At 35.3% G+C, this 21755-nt stretch carries 25 protein-coding genes; 8 read left to right on the top strand and 17 right to left on the bottom strand.

All coding sequences use genetic code 11. From position 1 onward, the window contains the following. Window positions 1-2 precede the first annotated feature (2 nt). Window positions 3-1670: a ribonuclease J1 gene (gene rnjA / locus MHH73_RS08685; protein ID WP_191812530.1), complete on the top strand. Its 1668-nt coding sequence runs from the start codon at window positions 3-5 to the stop codon at window positions 1668-1670. 34 nt (window positions 1671-1704) lie between these two features. On the opposite strand, the gene MHH73_RS08680 is transcribed toward rnjA, so the two are convergent. From MHH73_RS08680 to MHH73_RS08640, 9 genes are all read right to left on the bottom strand, one after another. Then, window positions 1705-2364, bottom strand: a complete 660-nt coding sequence (locus tag MHH73_RS08680) for a potassium channel family protein (RefSeq protein ID WP_191812532.1) — start codon at window positions 2362-2364, stop codon at window positions 1705-1707. A gap of 149 nt (window positions 2365-2513) precedes the next feature. Further along, window positions 2514-2969, bottom strand: coding sequence for a TlpA disulfide reductase family protein (locus MHH73_RS08675; protein WP_191812534.1), 456 nt, complete (start codon window positions 2967-2969; stop codon window positions 2514-2516). Between the two features lie 113 nt (window positions 2970-3082). After that, on the bottom strand, window positions 3083-3625 hold the full coding sequence (locus MHH73_RS08670) for a peroxiredoxin (RefSeq protein ID WP_191812537.1): 543 nt from the start codon (window positions 3623-3625) through the stop codon (window positions 3083-3085). Window positions 3626-3862: 237 nt separating this feature from the next. After that, complete coding sequence (locus MHH73_RS08665; RefSeq protein ID WP_341066177.1) at window positions 3863-4993, bottom strand: N-acetyldiaminopimelate deacetylase; 1131 nt, start codon at window positions 4991-4993, stop codon at window positions 3863-3865. A gap of 74 nt (window positions 4994-5067) precedes the next feature. Beyond that, the gene (dapD, locus tag MHH73_RS08660) at window positions 5068-5778 is read right to left on the bottom strand and encodes a 2,3,4,5-tetrahydropyridine-2,6-dicarboxylate N-acetyltransferase (RefSeq protein ID WP_191812541.1); all 711 of its coding nucleotides are present in this window, start codon (window positions 5776-5778) and stop codon (window positions 5068-5070) included. 81 nt (window positions 5779-5859) lie between these two features. After that, a complete protein-coding gene (locus MHH73_RS08655; protein WP_318245456.1) occupies window positions 5860-6747 on the bottom strand; it encodes a LysR family transcriptional regulator in 888 nt (295 codons plus the stop codon). A 109-nt stretch (window positions 6748-6856) separates the two neighbouring features. Then, entirely contained in the window at window positions 6857-7306 is a 450-nt protein-coding gene (cbpB, locus tag MHH73_RS08650) for a cyclic-di-AMP-binding protein CbpB (RefSeq protein WP_191812543.1), read from the bottom strand. A 91-nt stretch (window positions 7307-7397) separates the two neighbouring features. Then, window positions 7398-7541 carry a hypothetical protein gene (locus tag MHH73_RS08645; RefSeq protein WP_191812545.1) on the bottom strand — a complete coding sequence of 48 codons (144 nt, stop codon included), beginning with the start codon at window positions 7539-7541 and terminating at the stop codon, window positions 7398-7400. A 271-nt stretch (window positions 7542-7812) separates the two neighbouring features. Then, window positions 7813-8049 (bottom strand): YkuJ family protein, encoded by a 237-nt coding sequence (locus tag MHH73_RS08640; protein WP_191812547.1) that lies wholly within the window; start codon window positions 8047-8049, stop codon window positions 7813-7815. Between the two features lie 206 nt (window positions 8050-8255). Between MHH73_RS08640 and MHH73_RS08635 the strand changes: the two genes are divergently transcribed. Next, window positions 8256-8495, top strand: coding sequence for a glutaredoxin family protein (locus MHH73_RS08635; RefSeq protein WP_191812549.1), 240 nt, complete (start codon window positions 8256-8258; stop codon window positions 8493-8495). Between the two features lie 54 nt (window positions 8496-8549). Here MHH73_RS08635 and MHH73_RS08630 read toward each other — a convergent pair whose 3' ends face one another. Both MHH73_RS08630 and MHH73_RS08625 read right to left on the bottom strand, forming a co-directional pair. Next, on the bottom strand, window positions 8550-8780 hold the full coding sequence (locus MHH73_RS08630; RefSeq protein WP_191812551.1) for a hypothetical protein: 231 nt from the start codon (window positions 8778-8780) through the stop codon (window positions 8550-8552). Window positions 8781-8867: 87 nt separating this feature from the next. Then, entirely contained in the window at window positions 8868-10085 is a 1218-nt protein-coding gene (locus MHH73_RS08625; RefSeq protein ID WP_341066170.1) for an EAL domain-containing protein, read from the bottom strand. 262 nt (window positions 10086-10347) lie between these two features. Between MHH73_RS08625 and MHH73_RS08620 the strand changes: the two genes are divergently transcribed. The 3 genes from MHH73_RS08620 (at window position 10348) to MHH73_RS08610 (ending at window position 12443) form a co-directional block, all read left to right on the top strand. After that, window positions 10348-11214 carry a metallophosphoesterase gene (locus MHH73_RS08620; protein WP_191812555.1) on the top strand — a complete coding sequence of 289 codons (867 nt, stop codon included), beginning with the start codon at window positions 10348-10350 and terminating at the stop codon, window positions 11212-11214. Between the two features lie 155 nt (window positions 11215-11369). Further along, window positions 11370-11864, top strand: a complete 495-nt coding sequence (locus MHH73_RS08615; protein WP_191812557.1) for a L,D-transpeptidase family protein — start codon at window positions 11370-11372, stop codon at window positions 11862-11864. Between the two features lie 87 nt (window positions 11865-11951). Further along, on the top strand, window positions 11952-12443 hold the full coding sequence (locus MHH73_RS08610) for a YkyB family protein (RefSeq protein ID WP_445662519.1): 492 nt from the start codon (window positions 11952-11954) through the stop codon (window positions 12441-12443). Between the two features lie 243 nt (window positions 12444-12686). Here the strand turns inward: MHH73_RS08610 and MHH73_RS08605 are convergent, their stop codons facing one another. Together MHH73_RS08605 and MHH73_RS08600 are read right to left on the bottom strand one after the other, a co-directional pair. Next, window positions 12687-13580 (bottom strand): chemotaxis protein CheV, encoded by an 894-nt coding sequence (locus MHH73_RS08605; RefSeq protein ID WP_191812561.1) that lies wholly within the window; start codon window positions 13578-13580, stop codon window positions 12687-12689. 84 nt (window positions 13581-13664) lie between these two features. After that, on the bottom strand, window positions 13665-14987 hold the full coding sequence (locus MHH73_RS08600; RefSeq protein WP_191812563.1) for an MFS transporter: 1323 nt from the start codon (window positions 14985-14987) through the stop codon (window positions 13665-13667). 301 nt (window positions 14988-15288) lie between these two features. On the opposite strand from MHH73_RS08600, the gene MHH73_RS08595 reads away from it, so the two are divergent. Next, the gene (locus tag MHH73_RS08595) at window positions 15289-16437 is read left to right on the top strand and encodes an aminotransferase A (RefSeq protein WP_191812565.1); all 1149 of its coding nucleotides are present in this window, start codon (window positions 15289-15291) and stop codon (window positions 16435-16437) included. Between the two features lie 52 nt (window positions 16438-16489). Here MHH73_RS08595 and MHH73_RS08590 read toward each other — a convergent pair whose 3' ends face one another. After that, window positions 16490-17365, bottom strand: a complete 876-nt coding sequence (locus tag MHH73_RS08590; RefSeq protein ID WP_341066159.1) for an NAD(P)-dependent oxidoreductase — start codon at window positions 17363-17365, stop codon at window positions 16490-16492. Window positions 17366-17457: 92 nt separating this feature from the next. Then, window positions 17458-17907 (bottom strand): hypothetical protein, encoded by a 450-nt coding sequence (locus MHH73_RS08585; protein WP_191812570.1) that lies wholly within the window; start codon window positions 17905-17907, stop codon window positions 17458-17460. 172 nt (window positions 17908-18079) lie between these two features. Here MHH73_RS08585 and MHH73_RS08580 point away from each other — a divergent pair, with 172 nt between their 5' ends. Together MHH73_RS08580 and MHH73_RS08575 are read left to right on the top strand one after the other, a co-directional pair. Next, window positions 18080-19147: a YeeE/YedE family protein gene (locus tag MHH73_RS08580; protein ID WP_191812572.1), complete on the top strand. Its 1068-nt coding sequence runs from the start codon at window positions 18080-18082 to the stop codon at window positions 19145-19147. A gap of 12 nt (window positions 19148-19159) precedes the next feature. Further along, on the top strand, window positions 19160-19384 hold the full coding sequence (locus tag MHH73_RS08575; protein ID WP_191812574.1) for a sulfurtransferase TusA family protein: 225 nt from the start codon (window positions 19160-19162) through the stop codon (window positions 19382-19384). 294 nt (window positions 19385-19678) lie between these two features. Here the strand turns inward: MHH73_RS08575 and ptsP are convergent, their stop codons facing one another. After that, window positions 19679-21397, bottom strand: coding sequence for a phosphoenolpyruvate--protein phosphotransferase (ptsP, locus tag MHH73_RS08570; protein WP_225230476.1), 1719 nt, complete (start codon window positions 21395-21397; stop codon window positions 19679-19681). Then, complete coding sequence (locus tag MHH73_RS08565) at window positions 21397-21663, bottom strand: phosphocarrier protein HPr (protein WP_191812576.1); 267 nt, start codon at window positions 21661-21663, stop codon at window positions 21397-21399. The genes ptsP and MHH73_RS08565 overlap by 1 nt, the downstream gene beginning before the upstream one ends. Between the last annotated feature and the right edge of the window lie 92 nt (window positions 21664-21755).

The following is a 21755-nucleotide window of genomic DNA, read 5'->3' as shown; positions in this document are numbered from 1 at the left end:
TTATGAAATTTGTTAAAAATGACCAGACTGCTGTATTCGCTCTTGGTGGTCTTGGAGAGATCGGAAAAAATACGTATGCAGTACAATTCCAAGATGAAATTATCCTGATTGATGCGGGTATTAAGTTTCCAGAAGATGAATTATTAGGGATAGATTATGTCATTCCTGACTACACTTATTTACAAAAAAATGAAGATAAAATTAAAGGTTTGTTTATTACGCACGGACACGAGGACCATATCGGCGGGATTCCGTATTTATTAAAAACGATAAATATCCCCATTTATGGCGGTAAACTAGCACTAGGATTATTAAAAAACAAACTAGAAGAACATGGTTTACTAAGACAGACGAAATTATATGAGATTCAAGAAGATGATATCATTAAATTCAGAAAAACGTCTGTGACATTCTTTAGAACAACACATAGTATCCCAGATTCTTATGGGATTGTTGTAAAAACTCCTCCAGGCCAAGTTGTTCATACTGGAGACTTTAAATTTGATTTTACACCAGTTGGCGAACCTGCTAATTTAACAAAAATCGCTGAAATTGGTAAAGAAGGTGTCCTTTGCTTACTTTCGGATAGTACAAATAGTGAAATTCCTGAATTTACAATGTCTGAAAGAAAAGTCGGAGATAGCATTCAAGATATTTTCCGTAAAGTAGAGGGTAGAATTATTTTTGCTACCTTCGCTTCAAACATTCATCGTCTTCAGCAAGTGACAGAAGCAGCTGTTAGAAATGGAAGAAAGGTCGCAGTGTTCGGAAGAAGTATGGAAGCTGCAATCAATATTGGTCAAGAGCTTGGTTATATTACTGCACCAAAAGATACATTTATTGATGCACAGCAAATCAATCGCCTCCCTGCTAACCAAGTCACTATCCTATGTACAGGAAGTCAAGGCGAACCGATGGCAGCACTCTCAAGAATCGCGAATGGTACACACCGTCAAATACAGATTCACCCTGGTGATACTGTTGTCTTTTCTTCTTCACCTATACCTGGTAATACGATTAGTGTAAGTAGAACCATCGATCGCCTCTCACGCGCTGGCGCTGAAGTGATTTATGGTAAATTAAATAACATTCACACATCAGGACATGGTGGGCAAGAAGAGCAAAAGCTAATGTTAAGATTAATCAAACCAAAGTTCTTCATGCCAATACACGGTGAATATCGCATGCAAAAAATGCACGCTGGACTAGCTATAGATTGCGGTGTGAAGGAAGAAGATATTTTTATCATGGACAATGGAGATGTGCTAGCTCTCAGTGACCAGACTGCTCAAGTTGCTGGAAAAATCCCATCAGGAAATGTGTATATCGATGGAAATGGTATTGGCGACATCGGAAATATTGTTCTACGTGACCGCCGTATTCTATCGGAAGAAGGATTAGTTGTGGTTGTGGTTAGTATTAACATGAAAGAGTTTAAGATTTCTGCAGGCCCAGACTTGATTTCTAGAGGTTTTGTATACATGAGAGAATCTGGCGACCTAATCAATGATGCACAATCCTTAATCGCTAAACATTTGAATAAAGTGATGGAAAGAAAAACAACACAATGGTCTGAGATTAAAAATGAAATTACGGATACACTTGCTCCGTTCTTATATGAAAAAACAAAACGCCGTCCAATGATCCTACCTATCATTATGGAAGTATGATAAAAAGCATTCGAGTTTACCTCGAATGCTTTTATTAACTTAACATTTTTTTCTCTAGACGATTAATATCATTATCTGCCCCAATGACAATAAGGACATCTTTATATTGTATAATTTCCGTTGCTTGTGGCGAGACGATAATACTTGATCTGCGTTTTATCGCTACTATATTCACACCATATTTTGCTCTTATATCTAAATCAATAATCGAATGACCGCCAATTCTTTCATTTGCTTCAATTTCAACGATGCTATGTTCATCAGATAACTCTAAATAGTCAAGGATACTATTGGAGGCTAGCTTATGAGCAATCCTAATCCCCATATCTCTTTCAGGGTGAACAATGACGTCTGCCCCTATCTTACTTAATACTTTGCCATGATAATCATTTTGAGCTTTAACCGTTACTTTTTTAACGCCATTTTCTTTTAACATCAGTGTTGTCAATATACTTGCTTGAATGTCGTCTCCTATGGCCACAATGACATGATCAAAGTTACGTAAACCCAAACTTTTAATGACGGCATCATCTGTTGTATCACCTACTACAGCGTGAGAAGCAATAACTGAAAACTCATTCACTCTTGCCTCATTCGAATCAATGGCCATCACTTCCATACCTTGTTCCGTTAGCTCTCTACAAATACTACCACCAAATCGTCCTAAACCAATCACAACAAAGTTTTTTCTCATCCGTCAAACCTCCGAATTATCACCTATTAACGAACATTATTCTACCACATTTATGAAAGAAAAAGCCATAAATGTAAGGATTCATTTTATCTTTTCGGATTTAATAGAAAAAAGCTGAGATTATTAGATCTCAGCCCTTACACTAACTATTATTCAGATTTCTCCATTTCATCCAACACGCGATTTACGCGCTTTGTTAACATTTTCATTCCGCTTCCACCTGCTTGAAAATGACGAAGGACACCCGCTTTGTCAAATACATAATAAGCAGGGACATATTGATTTTCAAAGGCATCATTCAATTTATGTTCACTATCAATATAAATCGGTTGTGTGATATCGTGTTCGGCAGCCACTTTTTTAATTTCTTCTATATCTAAATCATCTTCAGATCTTGGCATATGAACAGCAATCACATTTAACTTTTCGCTATATTCATCTCTAAATTGATTCACTTGAGGCATGGCTTCTTTACATAGATGACAACTGATAGACCAAAAATGAATGAGCGTTGGTTTTTCACCAATTAGCTCCTCTTTTGTCACTTGTCCATTTAACCATTCTGTTGCTCCCGTTAATTCTGGCATCGGCGCACGTAATTTCATCTAGTTAATCTCCCTTCATGTTTAATTGCTTTGAAGAAAAGAGGCCTAACAAACGAATGTTAGGCCTCTTTTCTTCTGTTACCCAAATATGGGTTATAAGGCTTTATAAAAAATTATAAAGTTTTTTGCCCTGGTTTCCAATTAGCTGGGCAAAGGCCACCTGTTTGAAGTGCTTGAAGTACACGTAGTGTTTCATCAACGTCACGACCAATGTTGTTATGATTAACTACTGAATACATTAACTCTCCTTCAGGGTTGATGATATATAGCCCACGAAGTGCTACACCTTCTTCTTCAATTAAGACACCATAGTCACGTGATACAACATGGTTTGTATCAGCAGCTAATGGATAATGAAGGTCACCAAGTCCATTTTCTTTACGATCCGTATTAATCCATGCTAAATGAGTGTGAATAGTATCTGTTGATACACCAATTACTTCTGCATCAAGATCTTCGAATTCATCATAGCGATCTGACATTGCAGTTATTTCAGTTGGGCAAACAAAAGTGAAATCCATTGGGTAGAAGAAAAGAACTGTCCATTTATCGTTTTTCATATTTTCTTCAAGACTTACTTTACCAAATTCTTTGTTAGCTAATACAGCGTCCATTTCAAATCTTGGTGCTTGTTTTCCTACCATACGTTCTGCCATGAATAATTCCCTCCAGTAATTATGTACTAAACAAGAATTGTTATTTACATTCTCATTTGCATCTTGTTTATCGATAATAATTATACCTTTTCACTTGCTAATAGTCAAGATAATTTAAAATGAATTTAAATTAGGATTCATTCTAATTTATTCAATATACTATCTATAATATTATACTATCAAAAAAAGCTAGGTGATGAAAATAATTGAGCGCACGCTCGACTTAATATGAAATGATTATGCACTATTACCTTTATAGTTCAAGTAATCAACGATATAGTTTATCGCTAGATCAATTGCTTCTTCATCCGGCTTAAGGCGGGCATGGTGTAAGCCAAATGGGGAATTGACCCCTAACCAAAACATAAAACCGGGAATTTCACGGAGCATATAACCAAAGTCTTCGCCTGTCATTGCTTCTTTACACAAGAATAAGTTTGCCTCTTCATGGCCTTCTGTGAATTGAATGAAATCGGCTGTTAACACTTCATCATTGTATACTTGATAATAATTACTTCCATAATCGATTGTTGTTTGACATTCATACCCCACTTCTATTCCTTGTACAAGTGCTTCGATTCTTTGTTTTACTCTGTTCATCGATGTTGGTGAGAGCGTTCTGATTGTACCCTCTATTCTTGCATTTTCAGCAATAATATTTTGCACAGTACCACCAGTGATTTTTCCTATTGTTACAACAGCACTATCAAGAGGGTCAATATTTCTTGAAACAATGGTCTGAAGTTGATTAACTAACGAGCATGCCGCTACGACCATATCTATTGTTTGATGAGGATACGCTGCATGACCACCCTTTCCTTTTAAATCGATAAACAATTCTGACGTATTAGCAAACAATAAGCCTTCTTTCACAGCGATTGTACCAACTGGATATTCAGGTGCAATATGCAAAGCGAAGATCATATCAGGTTTCCATTGTTGAAATTCTTCTGATTCTAATAACGGCTTAGCACCACCTGGTCCTTCTTCAGCTGGTTGAAAAATAAATACCGTATGATCATTGATTGGATGATTGACGATATTAGTTAATACCCCAAGTGCGATTGCCATATGAAAATCATGACCACAAGCATGCATATTTCCTTTATGTATGGATTGGAAAGGATACTCTGTTTCCTCATCAATTGGTAACCCATCAATATCTGCTCTGTAACCAATTGTTTTTGAAGGATTTAAGCCTTTTACCCTTATAATAATACCCGTTCTCCACTTTTTTATTTCCATTCGCGTTTGATCCAATGAGGCGATATAATCTAATAAATATTTTTGGGTTTTCACTTCTTGAAATCCTAGTTCCGGTATCTTATGCAAGTCTCGGCGTATGCTCACAAATTGATTATCATTCAACAAACATTCTCCTCCATATACAAAAGCGTGGAAATAAACTTCCACGCTTCTTCTATATTCATTTTACCTTATTATTAAAGTTGTCGAAGTTCTTGCTTAATTTCTGTTTTAGATTTTGTTTTGTCATCAATTTGTTTAATGACCTTTGCTGGTGTACCAGCTACAACTGTATTAGGTGCTACGTCGTCAATTACAATTGCACCTGCTGCAACAACAGCACCTTTACCAACGGTTACTCCTTCTAATATAACTGCATTTGCACCAATTACTACGTCATCTTCAACAATAACCGGCTTTGCAGATGGTGGTTCAATGACTCCTGCTAATACTGAGCCTGCTCCAATGTGGCAGTTTTTACCGACAGTTGCTCGTCCACCAAGAACGACATTCATATCGATCATTGTTCCGTCACCAATAGCAGCACCAATATTAATAGCAGCACCCATCATAATGACAACATTGTCACCAATTTCAACTTGATCACGAATGATTGCACCTGGCTCAATACGTGCTTTAATGTTTTTCATATCTAATAATGGAATAGCAGAATTACGGCGATCATTTTCGATTACATAATCTTCAATTTTCGCTCCGTTATCTTTAATTGCTTGTTCAATTTCAGCCCATTCGCCAAACACGACACCACTTTGACCATTAATAAAAGTTTGACTTGAGCTACCAAAATCAATATTCTCTAAATCACCTTTAATATACACTTTTACAGGTGTGGATTTAGTACTATTTTGAATAAAAGAAATGATTTCATTTGCATCCATCATTTTCATTGTAATTCCTCCTTTAATGTTCATATATGTATAACTAACTAGAATTAATTTAACAAACTAACGCATTGAAAACAAGTGAAATTATCTATTTTGCTCTTCAGCTATGTGTTGCTTTATTAATTCTACAAATGCTTGTACTTGTTTCAACTCAAAAGCTGATTCATATCCGAGTAACCATGTATCCCGACTAATAGGTTGTTCGTCTTCATCCTCTAAGGGGCTAATAAATATATTTTTTTCCATCCCGGTTAATGTAATGGCAGGCAATATCGCATAACCAATTCCATTTAACGTCATCTGTTTACATGTCTCAATTTGATCAACTACAATCGTCCTTTTCGGTGGCGTTTTAAATTTCCTTAACCACCAATCTTGGATCTCTTGATAATAATTTGAATCACTTTTGAATTGAATAAAGGGTCTATCGGTTTCTAATATTTGATTCGTATCTTTAATCTCTGTATCAACAAGATAAAGACTATCTTTAAACAAAGGTATTTTAACACCTTTCCAATCTGGCGTCCCGCGAATAATACCTATATGTACATCGTCATCATAAAGTGATCTTAAAATCTCACTACTCCAGCCTGTAATTAATGATATTTTCGCTTGCGGATAGCGATTAACGAATTTCTTTAATACTTGAGGTAACCAATTTTGACCGACAATGGAAGCAACAGCTATTTTCAATGTCCCGTATACCTCAGTATTTAAAGACTGAATCGATTCTTTTACCTTTTCCTCTGCTACCACGACTTCATTAACAAATTTGATGACCATTTCACCTGCTGGTGTTAGGGACAATCCCTTTTGAGATCGTACGAATAATTTACTACCCCATTCTTTCTCGATATTTTGTAACCTTTGAGAAAGAGCTGGTTGTGATACAAATAGACGTTCAGCTGCTTTGCGCATATTCATTTCTTGTGCAAGAACACTTAACATATGGAATTCCGATAGAGAAGCCACCTTTGACGTTCACCACCTTTAAACTCACATCTCTCACCATCACATACGGATAATGGCTTGCTTACATAATTTTGACATACGGAAGCTCCCAATATCATTCGGGAGCTCTTTAGTCCTTCTTCTTTTTGCTATGCAAAGCTTTTTGCAATTGTACTAATAAGGACCTACGGGTAAGAATACCTTCAAAGTACCCTTCATCATCTTCAACACAAATAAATGGATGATCGACTAACAGTCCTGTGGCATTTTTAAGAGAAGTATTAATGTTTAGGCGTGGTACATCATGATTCATAAATTCTTCTACACGCTTTTCTTCCAATTGATCAAATTCAATTCTCTGTAATCCAAGAATAGATTCCATAATCATTGGAGTACTAATCAATCCATGGAGCTTATAGTGAGGATCTAAGACAGGAATAGCTGTGTAACCACTTTTCGTTAAAACTAAAAGTGTGTGTTCTAAGTTATTGCCGATTTGAACATGTGCCACTCGCTCTGAAGGGATAAGCAAGTCTTTAATATCAATTTCTAAAAATTCTTCACTGTGGAGACTGATCATAATTTGAAAACTCCTCAAACTTTAATGATTTGTATTCAATTATGATTTTATCATAGTTTCCTCATATCTGCCTTATTTTTACCCCATAATCCTATCCTTTACTTGTATGAATATTTCTACTACGATATTGACAGTAAGGACAATGAAAGATTAAGTTTTGGTTAGATTGCGCAGTAAGTGTTTTATCCATCTTCGCTCTTCTTTCACAGTTTGGACAAATAACCTCTGGTACCATATCACATCACCTCGTTTATAGGGTGACCGAAGAACAATGAAATTATTTAGGCGCTGAAAAATAATAATACCGATTCATATCTTAGGTGATATCATGTATTTTTTAAATTTGCATGAGGCTTGAACAATCTTCTAGCCTCGTTATGAACTTGTGCTTTTCGCTATCCCCATGTAAGTAAGGACAGGTGGTTTTATGTTTCGCCTTCTTCAGGCTTAATGGTTAAATCCAATAAAAAAAGAGACCATTTCATTGGTCTCTTCGCTTATAAAAGTTACTGAATGAGCTCGAACACTTCAATTGTTATCATATCAACATTATCAAATTGATAACGTTTAGGTTTTTCTTTGTCATTGTAAACTTCTAATTCGAATGTTTCGTTTTTCGGGTGAAAAGTAACTTGGCATTTTCTTTCACCATTCACCTCAAAGAATCTTTGTGTAGGTTCTGAGCCAGTTGCTTGCTCCTGTAAATTTTTTAATCTAGTCAATATGCCTTGTAATTGTGACAATTGTTTATCTCCTTTCCAGAACAACCCTTTTAACTTAAGGTTTCTCTCTAGGCATGTTTTTATCCTACTTCTAAAAAGCGGTCAGTAACCGTTTTTTCACATACCAATATTAACAGGATAATTAATATGATATGATTACACAAGTAAAAGAACAAAAAAAGTCCAGATTTTTTCAAAGTTCGACTTTTCAGGAGGAATGTTTGTACGTGAAAACAATTACTATTTACACACAACCAGAATGCCCGCCATGTGAAATCACTAAAATGTTTTTAAAAGACTACGGTTTTTCCTTTGAACAAAAAGATATAAAAAAAGACCCTAAGGCAATGAAAGAACTTACACAAACATATCATTCCTACTCCACCCCAACGGTCGTAATCGGAAACGAAGTGGTTAGCGGGTTTAATTTAGAAAAGCTAAAAGAATTATTAGAGATTAAAGAATAGTCTCGGAACAAAAAGGGGCTCCCTTGAAAAATAGGAAGCCTTTTTAAACAGTATTTACCGAAAAACAAAAAATATAGTGATAGCCACTAAAGCAACAAAAAAAACGATATAAGCAACAAGAATAGGATTAAATATATAAGGTCTTTTTTTCACCTCATCTGGGATATCTGCATCTAGTTCTTTATTCGTTGATGCTTTTTCCTTTAATAAAGATGTAGTGGAAAACAATGACCAAACGATGATAGCTAAACAAATAACGATTAAAGCAATTAACCAGCCGCTCACCCTAAATTCACTCCTTTAAAAAATGCGTTCTAGTAATGATAGGATGTGCGCTATAGTTTGTTTTATGCTGGTTGATATTGCCTTTATCTATAATAGCCCGTCTCTTTCATATAAGAAATCATAGGAAAGATCTGCGAATAAATACTCTGTCGCTGTTAATGGAAAAGAAAAAGTTCTAATGGTTTCCCCCGTCTCAATATCCGTATACAGATCTGACAATAAACCTTTTTTATTATTTTTCATGCGCATGATATGCTCTAAAAAATATGGTCTCCAGCTCCAATTTTTATGTAAGTATTCATCTTGTTGTATCCAATGCTTATTTTTCTTGAAAATATTTGGTGTTTGCTGAAAACCATCTTCATCACAAATATATAACCTAAAAGCAACATGATCTAACTTCAATGCTAGTTTTGTCAGGAATGGCACGTAAGATTCATATACATGATTTTTCTGTAAGTATTCTGCCATCGTTTCGTTAAACTTTTCAGTTATTGTGTGTAATGAGTGCAATTTTTTCTTCTCATAAGTGATAAATTGATGACACTTCTCTTTTAATTTTTCCTTTAGGATATCTCGATCAACAAATACACTTCCAGCTTTATGCAAATAGTCTCCTTGATAATACCTGCCTCCATTCCTCCAAGCAAATTGCAGTTGAAAATCCATATCGATGTTTTCAAATAATAATGTTGCTCCAATTTTTCTGGCTAACATCGAAAGAGAATAAAGAATTTCTTGATAATGATGATTATTTGAGGAAGAACGTAAAGCTTTTAAATCAATTCTTAAAATATTTGGTGCTAATTTCCCAATCTGCTCTAGATTATTATTCGCTTCTCCTAAGTTATCGATGGCTATTTTTATACCATATGTACGATAATAGCTAATGAAATGATCCAAATAGTCAAAATCATCATCGATAGGCGTTTTTTTCGTCATACTGATGACAATTCGATCTAACGCAATACCTTGCTTCTCATATTTTTTTAAAATATTAAGTAGATGCTCACTATCTTGATTTAATAGTAAGTCAACATTTCGATTAATATATATCATTACATCATCTTTCATTTGAATAGCATGCTCTAACGCTTTTTCCAACAAAATATCATCGACTTTATTACGATATTCTTCTGGTATGGAATCGTCAGCTAGAAATGACTTCAAATCGATCTCATTATCTTCAGTTATACACTTACCCATCACTTCATATCCGATAATTCTATGCTCGTCCGCACTAAATATCGGAAAAAAATACGGAATAATTTGTTTGCTGTCTTGTAGGATTTCTAATGGTTCCATAAAGAGGCACTCCCATTTATCTAAACTTTTTAATACGATATCCCATTATAGCATATTCTTACATACATATTGCCAATAGGTCGAAAATTAAAATTTTAATATCTATGTTAAAAGATATTAACCTATCTATTGGTACAATTTACTTCTAGTTAATTATTACAATTTGTTATCAATGATTGGAAATATAGGTCTTTGCTGTTTTTTCGTTCATATATTTGATAGTATGAGAGAGTATATTAAAGAGATTGGTTGGTATAATGTAATGGCAGAAAAAATGAATCGGAGAAGTTTTTTGAAAAAAAGTATGGGATCTTTCGTAGCTCTAGCCGCTATCGGTACAGGTGGCTTTTTTTATGCACGTGATATTGAGCCAAAATACTTACAAGTAAATCATCATAACATCATCAAATCTCAATTACCCCACTCCTTTCATAATTTAAAAATAGTACAATTCAGTGATACACACTTAGGCTTTCACTATGACTTAACTGAACTCGAGAAATTAATGAATAAAATTAACTCATACCAGCCTGATTTAATACTTTTTACTGGAGATTTAATGGACAAACCGAATGAGTATCCGTACATTAATCAAATTGCTCCCATATTATCAAAACTAAAAGCATCGATTGGTAAATTTGCTATCTATGGCAATCATGATCACGGTGGATATGGTTCTGATATTTACAGAGAGATAATGGAAGATTCGGGTTTTGAGGTTTTACTTAACGAGAGTAAAAAAGTGACCATCAATAATGAAAGTATATATATTTCAGGCATTGATGATGCGATGCTCGGTAAACCAAATTTCCAAACTACTTTTGCGGACATACCTAATGACGGGTATCATATATTCCTTTCGCATGCCCCTGACTTAGCTGAGGAAGCAAGTCAATATCATGTAGACTTTCAATTTAGTGGCCATAGCCACGGTGGACAAATTCAAATTCCCTTCATCGGTGCACTGGTAAAGCCACCTTTTGGAGAAATTTATTATGAAGGTTTTTATGATGTAGGAGATGAAAAACCACTTAAATTATATGTTAATAGAGGAATTGGGACAACAAGACTACCTTTTCGTTTCCTCTGTCGGCCTGAATTAACAATTTTCACTTTAAAAAGTGAATAACATCGCCTTTTTATCATGTTAGGTGAGTTTTTCATTTTTAATGAACACTCACCTTAAAATAATCTACCTACATACCTATCCTTAAAAAGAATGTATGTGACAACTTCTAATAACATATACATATCATACCCTTCTCTAGAAAGGATGGATAGAAAATGTATCATATTGTTCAACCCGGAGAATCGATGCAACTAATTGCTGCAAACTACCGTATACCTTATCACCAATTACTATTAGCAAACCCAGCTATTGTCAATCCATCACTTATTTATATCGGGCAACAAATAGTAATCCCTGGACTCCCTAATTCATCTGATATCCCCTATTCTATTGTCGTATCCAAAGAAAAAAGAACGCTTTCTTTATACAATAACAGGCAATTAGTGAAAACATATCCGATTGCAATTGGTAAAATGTTAACAACTACACCTGTAGGTCAGTTCGTTATCGTGAACCGTGAACCAAACCCTGGAGGTCCATTTGGGGCAATATGGCTGTCACTTTCTAAAAAGGGGTACGGTATTCACGGTACAAACGATCCAAGTTCAATTGGTAAAGCTGTTTCGAAAGGATGTATTAGAATGCATAATAAAGATGTATTGGAATTGGCTAGTTTCGTTCCCAATGGAACTTCAGTCCTTATTACTTAACAAATGTAAAGGGCATTTCAACTTACCCTTTTGTATTTCCTTAAAAAGGGGTATAATGTATACTAACAATTTAATTTTTTCTAAAATATGAAAGGAGTACTTCAATTGAACTCTGCAAGTAATGAGCACCACCCTCAGTTAAAACCAACGGTAGAAAACCTCTCACAAGCAATCTTCACCGTTAACCGTCACGCCAAAACGGCTCCAAATCCGAAGTTTTTATATAAAGTGAAACATGATTCGCTACAAAAGCTTCTTAAGGAAGGTAAAGCAAAAAAGATTGGCCTACATTATTCACGAAACCCAAAAAATAGCCAACAACAATCAGACGTATTAATTAAATGTGGTGCCTACACCTTTCACTTACCACCTTCAAAAATGGATTTTACAGAATTGCCCCATTTAGGAAACCTGGACTCGTCAGTAAGAAATCCACGCTCCTCTATTTCTTTAAGCCAAGCCAAAAAGCTACTCATGACTTATACCGGTTTGAAAGAAGGCCAACATCATCCAAATAATCGTAAATCAAATAAATATGAAAAGCCTGTATTTAAAAAACTAGGGGAATCATACTTCTAAAATAGTACCTTACCTTTTTAAATGAAAAAGAAATGACTGAGCATTAGTTTATTCACCCAAAAAAAGCAAAACAATCCCGAACCAATTTGAACTCCCCCGTAATTAGTCAGATTTTCAACCTGTCTACCTATTGGAGAGCACATCAAAGTTCGGGTTTTATACTTGGGTAAATACTATTCTCCCAGTTTTTTGTGATGGATTCTGAGAACATGAAATGAATAACGTGCTGCTCTGATATTTTATTTACAATAACTCTAAGATGACATTTACAAGATTTTGTATATCCGGCTTACTTACTTGTGCATCAGCTCCGACCTTCTTTCCTTGATGTAAAAGGTCGTCAGTGATAAGCGATGAAAAAATAACTACGGGTGTGGATTGCCGTTTACTATCTTGCTTTATATATTTTGTAAGAAAGTGACCATTCATTAATGGCATTTCTATATCTGTAATGACAAGATCCACTTTATTTTCCTCAGATGCTAAATAGTTATAACATTCTTCTCCATTTTCAAAGAAAAGTAGCTCCTGAAATCCAGCCTTATTTAATGTTTCTTTTAATATACTGCGTAACATTGGGGAATCTTCAGCAATAACAATGCTCGCCTTCTGTTTATCTCCTGCTATATCCGCTTTTAAATCATCTTTAGAAAAACCAATATTTGGATTGATATTCGTCAGGATTTTTTCAAAATCAAGCATGAGAATCATATTTTCTGATTGTTTTACTACACCAAGTGTATAACTATCCTCATTATTATAAATATCATCTGGTTTTTCAATTTTATCCCATGACAGACGATGAATCTGCCTGATTTCATCTACATGAAAAATCACCTTTTGTTTATTAAACTCTACAATGAGAAAACTACTGTCATCTTTAACGATATTTGTATACAATTCTTGATTGGAAACCAATGCATTTCTCAAGCTAATAACGGGCAAAACTTCACCCCTTAGTTGCGTAATCCCTAAAATAAATGGATGGGCATGTGGAATAGGCGTAATCGCCAAAGGTGCAACAATTTCTTTGACCTTATAAACGTTCATTCCATAATGTTGATGATTTACCTTGAATTCGATTATTTCTAGTTCATTCATGCCACTTTCTACAACTGACTGTCTTTCTGAAATCATATTAACGTCTTCCTCTCAATCTTTTTCTTACTCTAAGCTTATATCGGCAAAAACCAATAAGTATAGATAAGAAGAAGTACATTTTTAGTTCTCTTCAGGCTTAATCCTATTTAAAAAGAATAATCCAATTAGCGTTAAGACGATTAAAGAGCCCATTCCAAACCTACTAGCTATACTACCGTAAGAAGCAAGCAGATACGTAATCGTTCCGAAAATAAACGGTCCAATAATAGATGAAACTTTGCCTGAAAACGCAAATAATCCAAAAAACTGGCCTCTTTTATCTTCTGGTGTAAGTTCGACAATATAAGTTCTTGATGTTACCCACATGGAGCCAAGAGCGATTCCAAACATACTACCAGCAATCCAGAACATCCATTCATTAAAAGCAAAAGTACCAATAATTAAAGCAATTAATAAGAGCAGACTTACATATTTAATTGCCCGATAAGCACCAACTGATTTGGTAATATAACCAAAAATAAAAGAACCAATAATACTTGATACAGTTGATACTAAATACAGTAGAATAAATTCACCTGCAGAAAAGCCAACAATGGTGCTCGCATAAGGCGCCATCATTGCAATTGTTGTTGCTAAGGCATCATTTAAGAAAAAGTAAGCAAGCATAAATGTGAAAATAACACGATGTGACTTTATTTCTTTAAAAGTTTTATAAATCTCTTTATACCCTGACAAGAAAGAGGCTTTGTTTTCAACCTGAACCTTTTTCGGTTTATCTTTTATAAAAAAGAATAATGGTAATGAAAATAATAAAAATAAAATGGCAGTTGGTATAAAAGCCTTATGGAAATCACTGTTTCCAACATATAAATATACAGTTAACCCCAATAATGTACCTAAATATCCGATCGCAACACCAAATCCAGATATGAGAGGAACATCTTCTTTTTTTCCTAAATCAGCTATCATCGTGTCATAAAAAACAAGACTCGAATGAAAGAAAAACTTCGCTATAATAAATGAGACTATTACGAGAGCCAGGTATAAAGGAATACCCATGATGGTACTAGTCAAATTCACCTCTGCAAATATGCCCATTAGAATAGTAAAGCTTACTGACAACAAAGTAAAAATAACGATATATCTTTTCTTTCTACCCGTTCGGTCAATGAGGACCCCAAACAATGGACTAAAAATCACTAATAAAAAACTGGCGATTGAATTGGCATAGGCAATAAAAGTATTCGCTAATTGTTCTTGCACTTCATTATTACCAATGATTTCCTGCATATAAAATGGCCAAAAAATGGTATTAATATTGGATGAAAAAATCGTATTCGCAAAATCATATAATGCCCATGAAATGATGGGTAAGGTTAAATATGCCTTCCACGATTGATTTCCTTTTTTCTTTTTTAATCCTCTTTCTATTTCCACTCTCATTCTCCCCTCTACATTTGCATTTTGAGATTCGGCAATTTTTTTCTTCCATCATACCATTTTTTAGAATTTATTTTAGCAATTTTTTGCAAAAACCTTATTTATTAGCAATAAAAAGATTGTAAAAAATGCGACATAATAAAAAGGTTTATCCATGGGTAAAACTTTTGTACAATAAAAAGATAAAACCATGAATTCTCAAAAAGTCATTTAGTCATCTTTTTTCGTAAATGGTTGATCTAACTAAAGTACATATAAATATCATTGAAACGTTCTTCATTATTTTTAATTTGAGGTGAATCCATTGGAACATTTAGTTAATCCAAAAGTTAAATCCATTGAAATTTCGGGTATTAGAAAATTCTTTAATATGGTCTCAGATACAAAAGATATGATTTCTTTAACGATCGGACAACCTGATTTTTCTACACCCACACATGTAAAAGAAGCAGCTAAATCAGCGATTGATGAAGATTATACATCGTATACACATAATGCGGGTGATTTGAAATTAAGAGCAGCAGCAACTGATTTTGTCAAAGAAAAATATCAGCTGAATTATGATCCGTCAACTGAAGTAATTGTGACTTCAGGAGCTAGTGAAGCAATAGATATTACTCTAAGAACGATATTAGATGAAAATTGCGAGGTTATTCTTCCTGGTCCGGTATATCCCGGCTATGAGCCGATTATTCGCCTCTGCGGGGCAACTCCCGTTCATGCAGATATAACAAAAAATCAATTTAAAATGACCGCTAGCCTCATTCTTCCTCTTATCAACGAAAACACGAGAGCAATTATTTTACCTTACCCATCAAACCCAACTGGTGTCAGTTTATCTAAAGGTGAAATTGAAGAGATTGCTCATCTAGTTAGAGGAAAGGATATATTTATTATTGCCGATGAAATTTATAGTGAGTTAAGCTTTGATTCTCAACATTTCTCCATTGGATCGATATTAAAAGAACAAACCATTGTCATTAACGGATTATCAAAATCACACGCCATGACCGGATGGCGAATTGGACTATTATTTGCGCCAGAAAAAATAGCTAAGCATATCTTAAAAGTTCACCAATATAATGTCACTTGCGCCTCATCTATCTCGCAGATGGCTGCGCTACAAGCATTAACAAAAGGGATAGACGACGCTCTTCCAATGAAAGAAGAATACAAGAAAAGAAGGGATTACGTTTTTCAGCGACTAACAGAGATGAATCTTGAGGTGGTTAAACCGAACGGAGCGTTTTACTTTTTCGTTAAAATCCCATTGAAAAAAGTATCCTCATTTGATTTTTGTTTACAATTAGTGAAGCATTCAGGTGTCGCTGTCGTGCCAGGCAGTGCTTTCTCCTCTTACGGAGAAGGTTATTTTAGATTATCTTATGCTTATTCAATGGCTACATTGGAAGAAGGCTTAAATCGATTAGCTTCTTTTCTAGAAATACAATAAAAAAAGCTTTGTCGGCCTCTTCCTGCCGGCAAAGCTTTCTTTTTACAAAGTATTATCTTTCCCAATATTTATATAATGCCTGTGTTCCACTTTCCCCTTCTCCGTCTGTAGCTAATTTCTCATACATTTCTTTCGCTAAGCTTAGGCCAGGTGTTTCCATGCCCATTTTTTCCGCTTCATCTAAGGCAATGGTCATGTCTTTAATAAAGTGTTTTATATAAAAACCTGGAGAAAAATCACCAGAAATCATTCGTGGAACAAGATTAGAAAGTGACCAGCTTCCCGCTGCCCCACTAGTGATACTTCTCAAAACGTTCTCGCTATTTAATCCTGCCTTTTCAGCATAAATAATCGCTTCACAAACACCGATCATATTCGAGGCTATCGCTATTTGATTGGCCATTTTCGTATGTTGTCCCGCTCCAGCCACTCCTTGATAGACAATGTTTTCCCCCATATATTGAAGTATAGGGAATATCGACTGATAGGCAGCTTCATCACCACCTACCATAATAGAAAGGGTGCCATTTTTAGCACCTATATCTCCACCTGAAACAGGCGCATCAATTGCATACATCTCTTTTTGTTTCGCCTTTTCTGCAATTTCTTTCGCAAGAGTAGGAGTTGACGTGGTCATATCGATTAAATAAGTATGTGGATTTGCATTTTCGATTAAACCATCTTCACCTAGATAGATGGATTTCACATCATCTGGATAACCTACCATAGTAATAACAATGTTTGCTTGTTTGGCTAATTCTTTAGGTGAATCTATCCAACTAGCACCTTGAGATATTAAAGGAGCTGCTTTTTCTTTTGTGCGTGAAAAGAGAAGGACTGTATATCCTGCTTTAATCAAATGGAGCGCCATACTTTTCCCCATCACTCCTGTGCCAATAAAACCAATCTTCGTCTCTTCTTTATTCATTCTCTCTCTCCTTCAAAATAAATATATTGATTATTCTATCATTTATATTTACTATTTGAAAGATATCGCTTTAAGAGTAGCGGTGTTACTCATCAAAGTTGTGAAGAAAAATGAGTTAAATAACCTTTCGCCACACTCTGTTCATTATTGATTATTTCGATAGAAACAGCTTGATTCTCAATCATATTTTCAATGTCAAAAACATGCAAATCTCTTTGCAATGGAATGGGTTCCATATAGATGAAGAGATCTTTCTTCCCTTCAGGTTCAATTACTTCTACTGCCTGTCCGTTTTCATTTCCATAAAAGATTTCATCTGCCCCTAAAGCTAAGGCTAATTCTTTATGATGGATATTGACTTTAATCATGTAAGATTCTTCTTCTAATAAAACTTTATCGTTTAATTGAAATCTAAATTGTAATTCATTTGTTTTTGTCAATAAAGCATCTGCGTGATGATTAATAATTGATTGCTGATCATTACTCGTACACCCACAAAGAAAAAAGACAAGGCATACGATAAATATTCGACGACTCACCATTTTTCTACTCCCCTTTCAGACACCATAAATCCAGTTATCGCCAAACTTAACAGTAATTATTCATATCTCAATTTTCAATTACTTATAAAACCCTTGACAATATTTCTGTCTATCATTTATCATCATAAATCGTAAAGGCTTATAAGTTTACTCGGAATTAGAGGGGATAAATATGATACAAATGTTAATAACTGGATTAATTTGCGGTGCGCTATTAGGCTTTGTTATGCAACGAGGGCGCTTCTGTTTAACAGGGGGCTTCCGTGATATGTTCATCGCAAAAGATAATCGTATGTTTTACGCCTTACTCATTGCCATTTGTGTGCAAAGTGTTGGCGTGTTTACACTTATTCAATTAGGAATCATTGATTTTACTGCAGGTAATTTTGCTTGGTTAGGTGTCATATTTGGTTCTTTTGTATTTGGTATTGGCATCGTATTAGCCGGCGGTTGTGCGACTGGTACTTGGTATCGAGCGGGAGAGGGTTTACTAGGTAGTTGGATTGCACTGTTCGCTTATATGTTAATGGCTGCGGTTATGAAAACGGGTGTACTCGCGCCTGTAAATACAGAAATAAGTTCAATTACTTTACCAGAGAACTCAATTGCTGCTACATTTGGTGTAAGCAACTGGATATTCATCGTCGCTTTATTACTTATAACTGGCGGTCTTGTTTATCGAGAGCTTAGAAAGCCTAAAATTGCGATACCATCTTTAAAACCTAAACGTACTGGTCTTAATCATTTATTGTTTGAAAAAAGATGGCATCCATTTGTCACTGCCATCCTTGTAGGGCTAATCGCTCTCCTTGCATGGCCACTAAGCGCTGCTACAGGTAGAATGTCTGGTTTAGGCATTACAACTCCGTCTGCAAACATTCTACAATATTTAGTGATTGGTGATGCTGCATTTATTAACTGGGGAGTGTTTCTTGTATTAGGAATCTTCCTTGGATCATTTATCGCAGCCAAAGGCAGCAAGGAATTTCGTTTTAGAATGCCTGATAAAAAAACAGGTATAAACAGTTTTATTGGTGGATTATTGATGGGGTTCGGCGCTAGCCTTGCCGGTGGTTGTTCAATAGGTAATGGACTAGTAATGACATCAATGATGACATGGCAAGGCTGGATCGGTCTCTTATTTATTATTTTAGGTACCTGGACCGCTGCCTACTTTGTCTATGTTAGACCACAAAAAAGACGTGCTTCTCAAAGTACGCCATCACAACAAGCTATATAGGAGGAAACAAATATGCAAAAAACATTAGAAGTAATGGGTCAAGTTTGCCCATTTCCATTAGTAGAAGCAAAATCAGCCATTGAAACGATTCAATCAGGAGATGAACTGATTATTCAATTTGATTGTACACAAGCAACTGAAAGTCTCCCACGCTGGGCTGCAGAAGCAGGTCATAAAGTAACCAACTTTGAACAACTTGGAGATGCAGCTTGGTCAATCACAATTCAAAAGAAATAAATAAAATCGTTATAAGTTTTTGCAATACTTTTGAAACCGAACAATTACTTTGTTCGGTTTTTTATATACCCTATACTCTTATTGAACGAGATAGAAAATTGACCTCACGTAAACACCCTCATACACCAGACAATAAGTCGCCTGTTCCTCCTAAATATCTGTGTTTAGAACAAAAAGAAAAGCTAGCCAATCGGCTAGCTAATAAGGGGAAAATGAGAATGATTTAGCTGACTTAAGGTTTTCTTAAGTGCATATTTAAAAATTACCCACATCAGTCAGTACATAAACCATTTTTTATAACTTTTTATAGAAAAAATTTTCAAGTGCCTCTTCAATTTCAACAGCATTCGGCAAATTAAGGAGCATATCTATTTTTTTCTCAATTTCTGACTTATTTAATTTACGTATATGTGCTCTTGTCTTAATAATGGCTGCTGAGTGTACAGAGAACTCATCTAAGCCCATTCCCACTAATAACGGGATTGCCACCTCATTACCCGCCATATCACCGCAAATACTGACTGATTTCCCTTCTTTATGGGCAGCATCAATGACATTTTTGATGAGTCGTAAAATTGCAGGGTGGTAAGGTTGATATAAATACGACACTTGCTCATTCGATCGATCGGCAGCCAATGTATATTGAATAAGATCATTCGTACCAATACTAATAAAATCTACTTCTTTTGCAAATGCCTCAATCATTAGTGCAGTAGCTGGAATTTCGACCATCATACCAAGCTCGATATGACCAATCTCTACTCCTTCTTCTTTTAGTTTCTCACATTCTTCTTTGAACATAAGTTTCCCTTGTCTAAACTCTTCAATAACAGCAACCATGGGAAACATAATCTTTAATGTTCCAAACGCACTGGCTCTTATTAATGCGCGTAACTGTGTCCGTAAAATGGATTGTTCTCCTAAGCAGAAGCGTATTCCCCGTAGACCTAAAAAAGGGTTCATTTCTTTTGATAATTTTAAATATGGCAGTTCTTTATCGCCACCAATATCAATTGTTCGAACAACTACAGGTTTGCCCTCCAACGATTCTAGAACCGATTTGTAAACTTGAAATTGTTCTTCCTCAGTCGGTAATTGCTTTTTTTCCATAAAAAGAAACTCTGTTCTAAATAAGCCGATTCCTTCTCCCCCGTGCTCGATTACTCCTTTTGCTTCCTCCATGCTACCGATGTTTCCAACAACAGAGAAATATTGCTTATCGAGTGAAATCGTTTTTTCTTTTGCTAACCAAGATAGCTCGGACAAATCTCTTAAAGTCTGTTCCTGTTTCTTTTCATATTCTTCAATCAATTCAGGCGTTGGATTAATATGAACGATACCAGTATAGCCATCGACTACAAGTACATCTCCGTTCTCGATATCTCCTAAGGCCGTTTTTGTACCCACGACAGAGGGAATATTAAGCGATTGGGCAATAAACGCAGCGTGAGAGGTTTTACCCCCCACATTTGTCACTGCCCCTCTCACTTTGCTGGGATTCAAAAGCGCTGCGTCTGATGGTGATAAATCTTCGGATACAATAATTACATTTTCCGCCACCATAGCTGGGTTTAAAACAGGTATCCCTAAAAGATGTGCCTGCAATCGATTGGCAACATCTTTAATGTCTGCTGCTCTTTCTTTTAAATACTCGTTTTCAGTTTGTAATAATAAATGAATATAGTGATCGGTTATTTCTTTCACAGCAAATTCTGCATTATACTGTTTCTTTATTATCCGATCAACCACTGGTTCAATTAATTCCGGATCCCTCAAAACAAGAAGATGTGCATCAAAAATTGTCGCATTTTCAATTCCTGCCTCGGTACTCGCATGCTCTTTAATTTGCTTTAATTCATCAACGGTTTTTTCGAGTGCTTCAAAAAAAGAGTTAACTTCTTTTGTACTATTTTCAACCTTTTCACACTCGATCTTCACATCAATTGGCTCAAAGCGAAAAGCTTTTGCAATAGCAATTCCTTCTGATGCAGGTATCCCTTGTAAGAAAGCCATTATTCCGCAAGACCTTCTTCTTTAAGCATTGTCGCAAGTTGATCAATGGCCGCTTCTTCATCATTACCATCAACAATTATCGTAATTTCCGCACCTTTGCCTGCTGCTAATGCCATTACACCCATAATCGATTTCAGATTTACTTTTCTCTCTTTATACTCTAATTGAATATCGGAAGTAAATCTGCTCGCTGTTTGTACCAATTGTGTGGCTGGTCTAGCATGAATCCCTGTTGGTGAAGTTACTATAAATTTTTTCTCTATCATTTTCATCGATCTCCTTTTTCATCACTCTTATATGTAATATAGATATCCATTAGAATAACATATTTTTTAGGATTCTTTTACTATATCACATG

This window comes from Cytobacillus sp. FSL K6-0265, assembly GCF_038003465.1.
GTDB lineage: Bacteria > Bacillota > Bacilli > Bacillales > Cytobacillaceae > Cytobacillus > Cytobacillus stercorigallinarum.
Note: the sequence above shows the minus strand (reverse complement) of the source record. Positions and strands in the feature narration are given on the sequence as shown.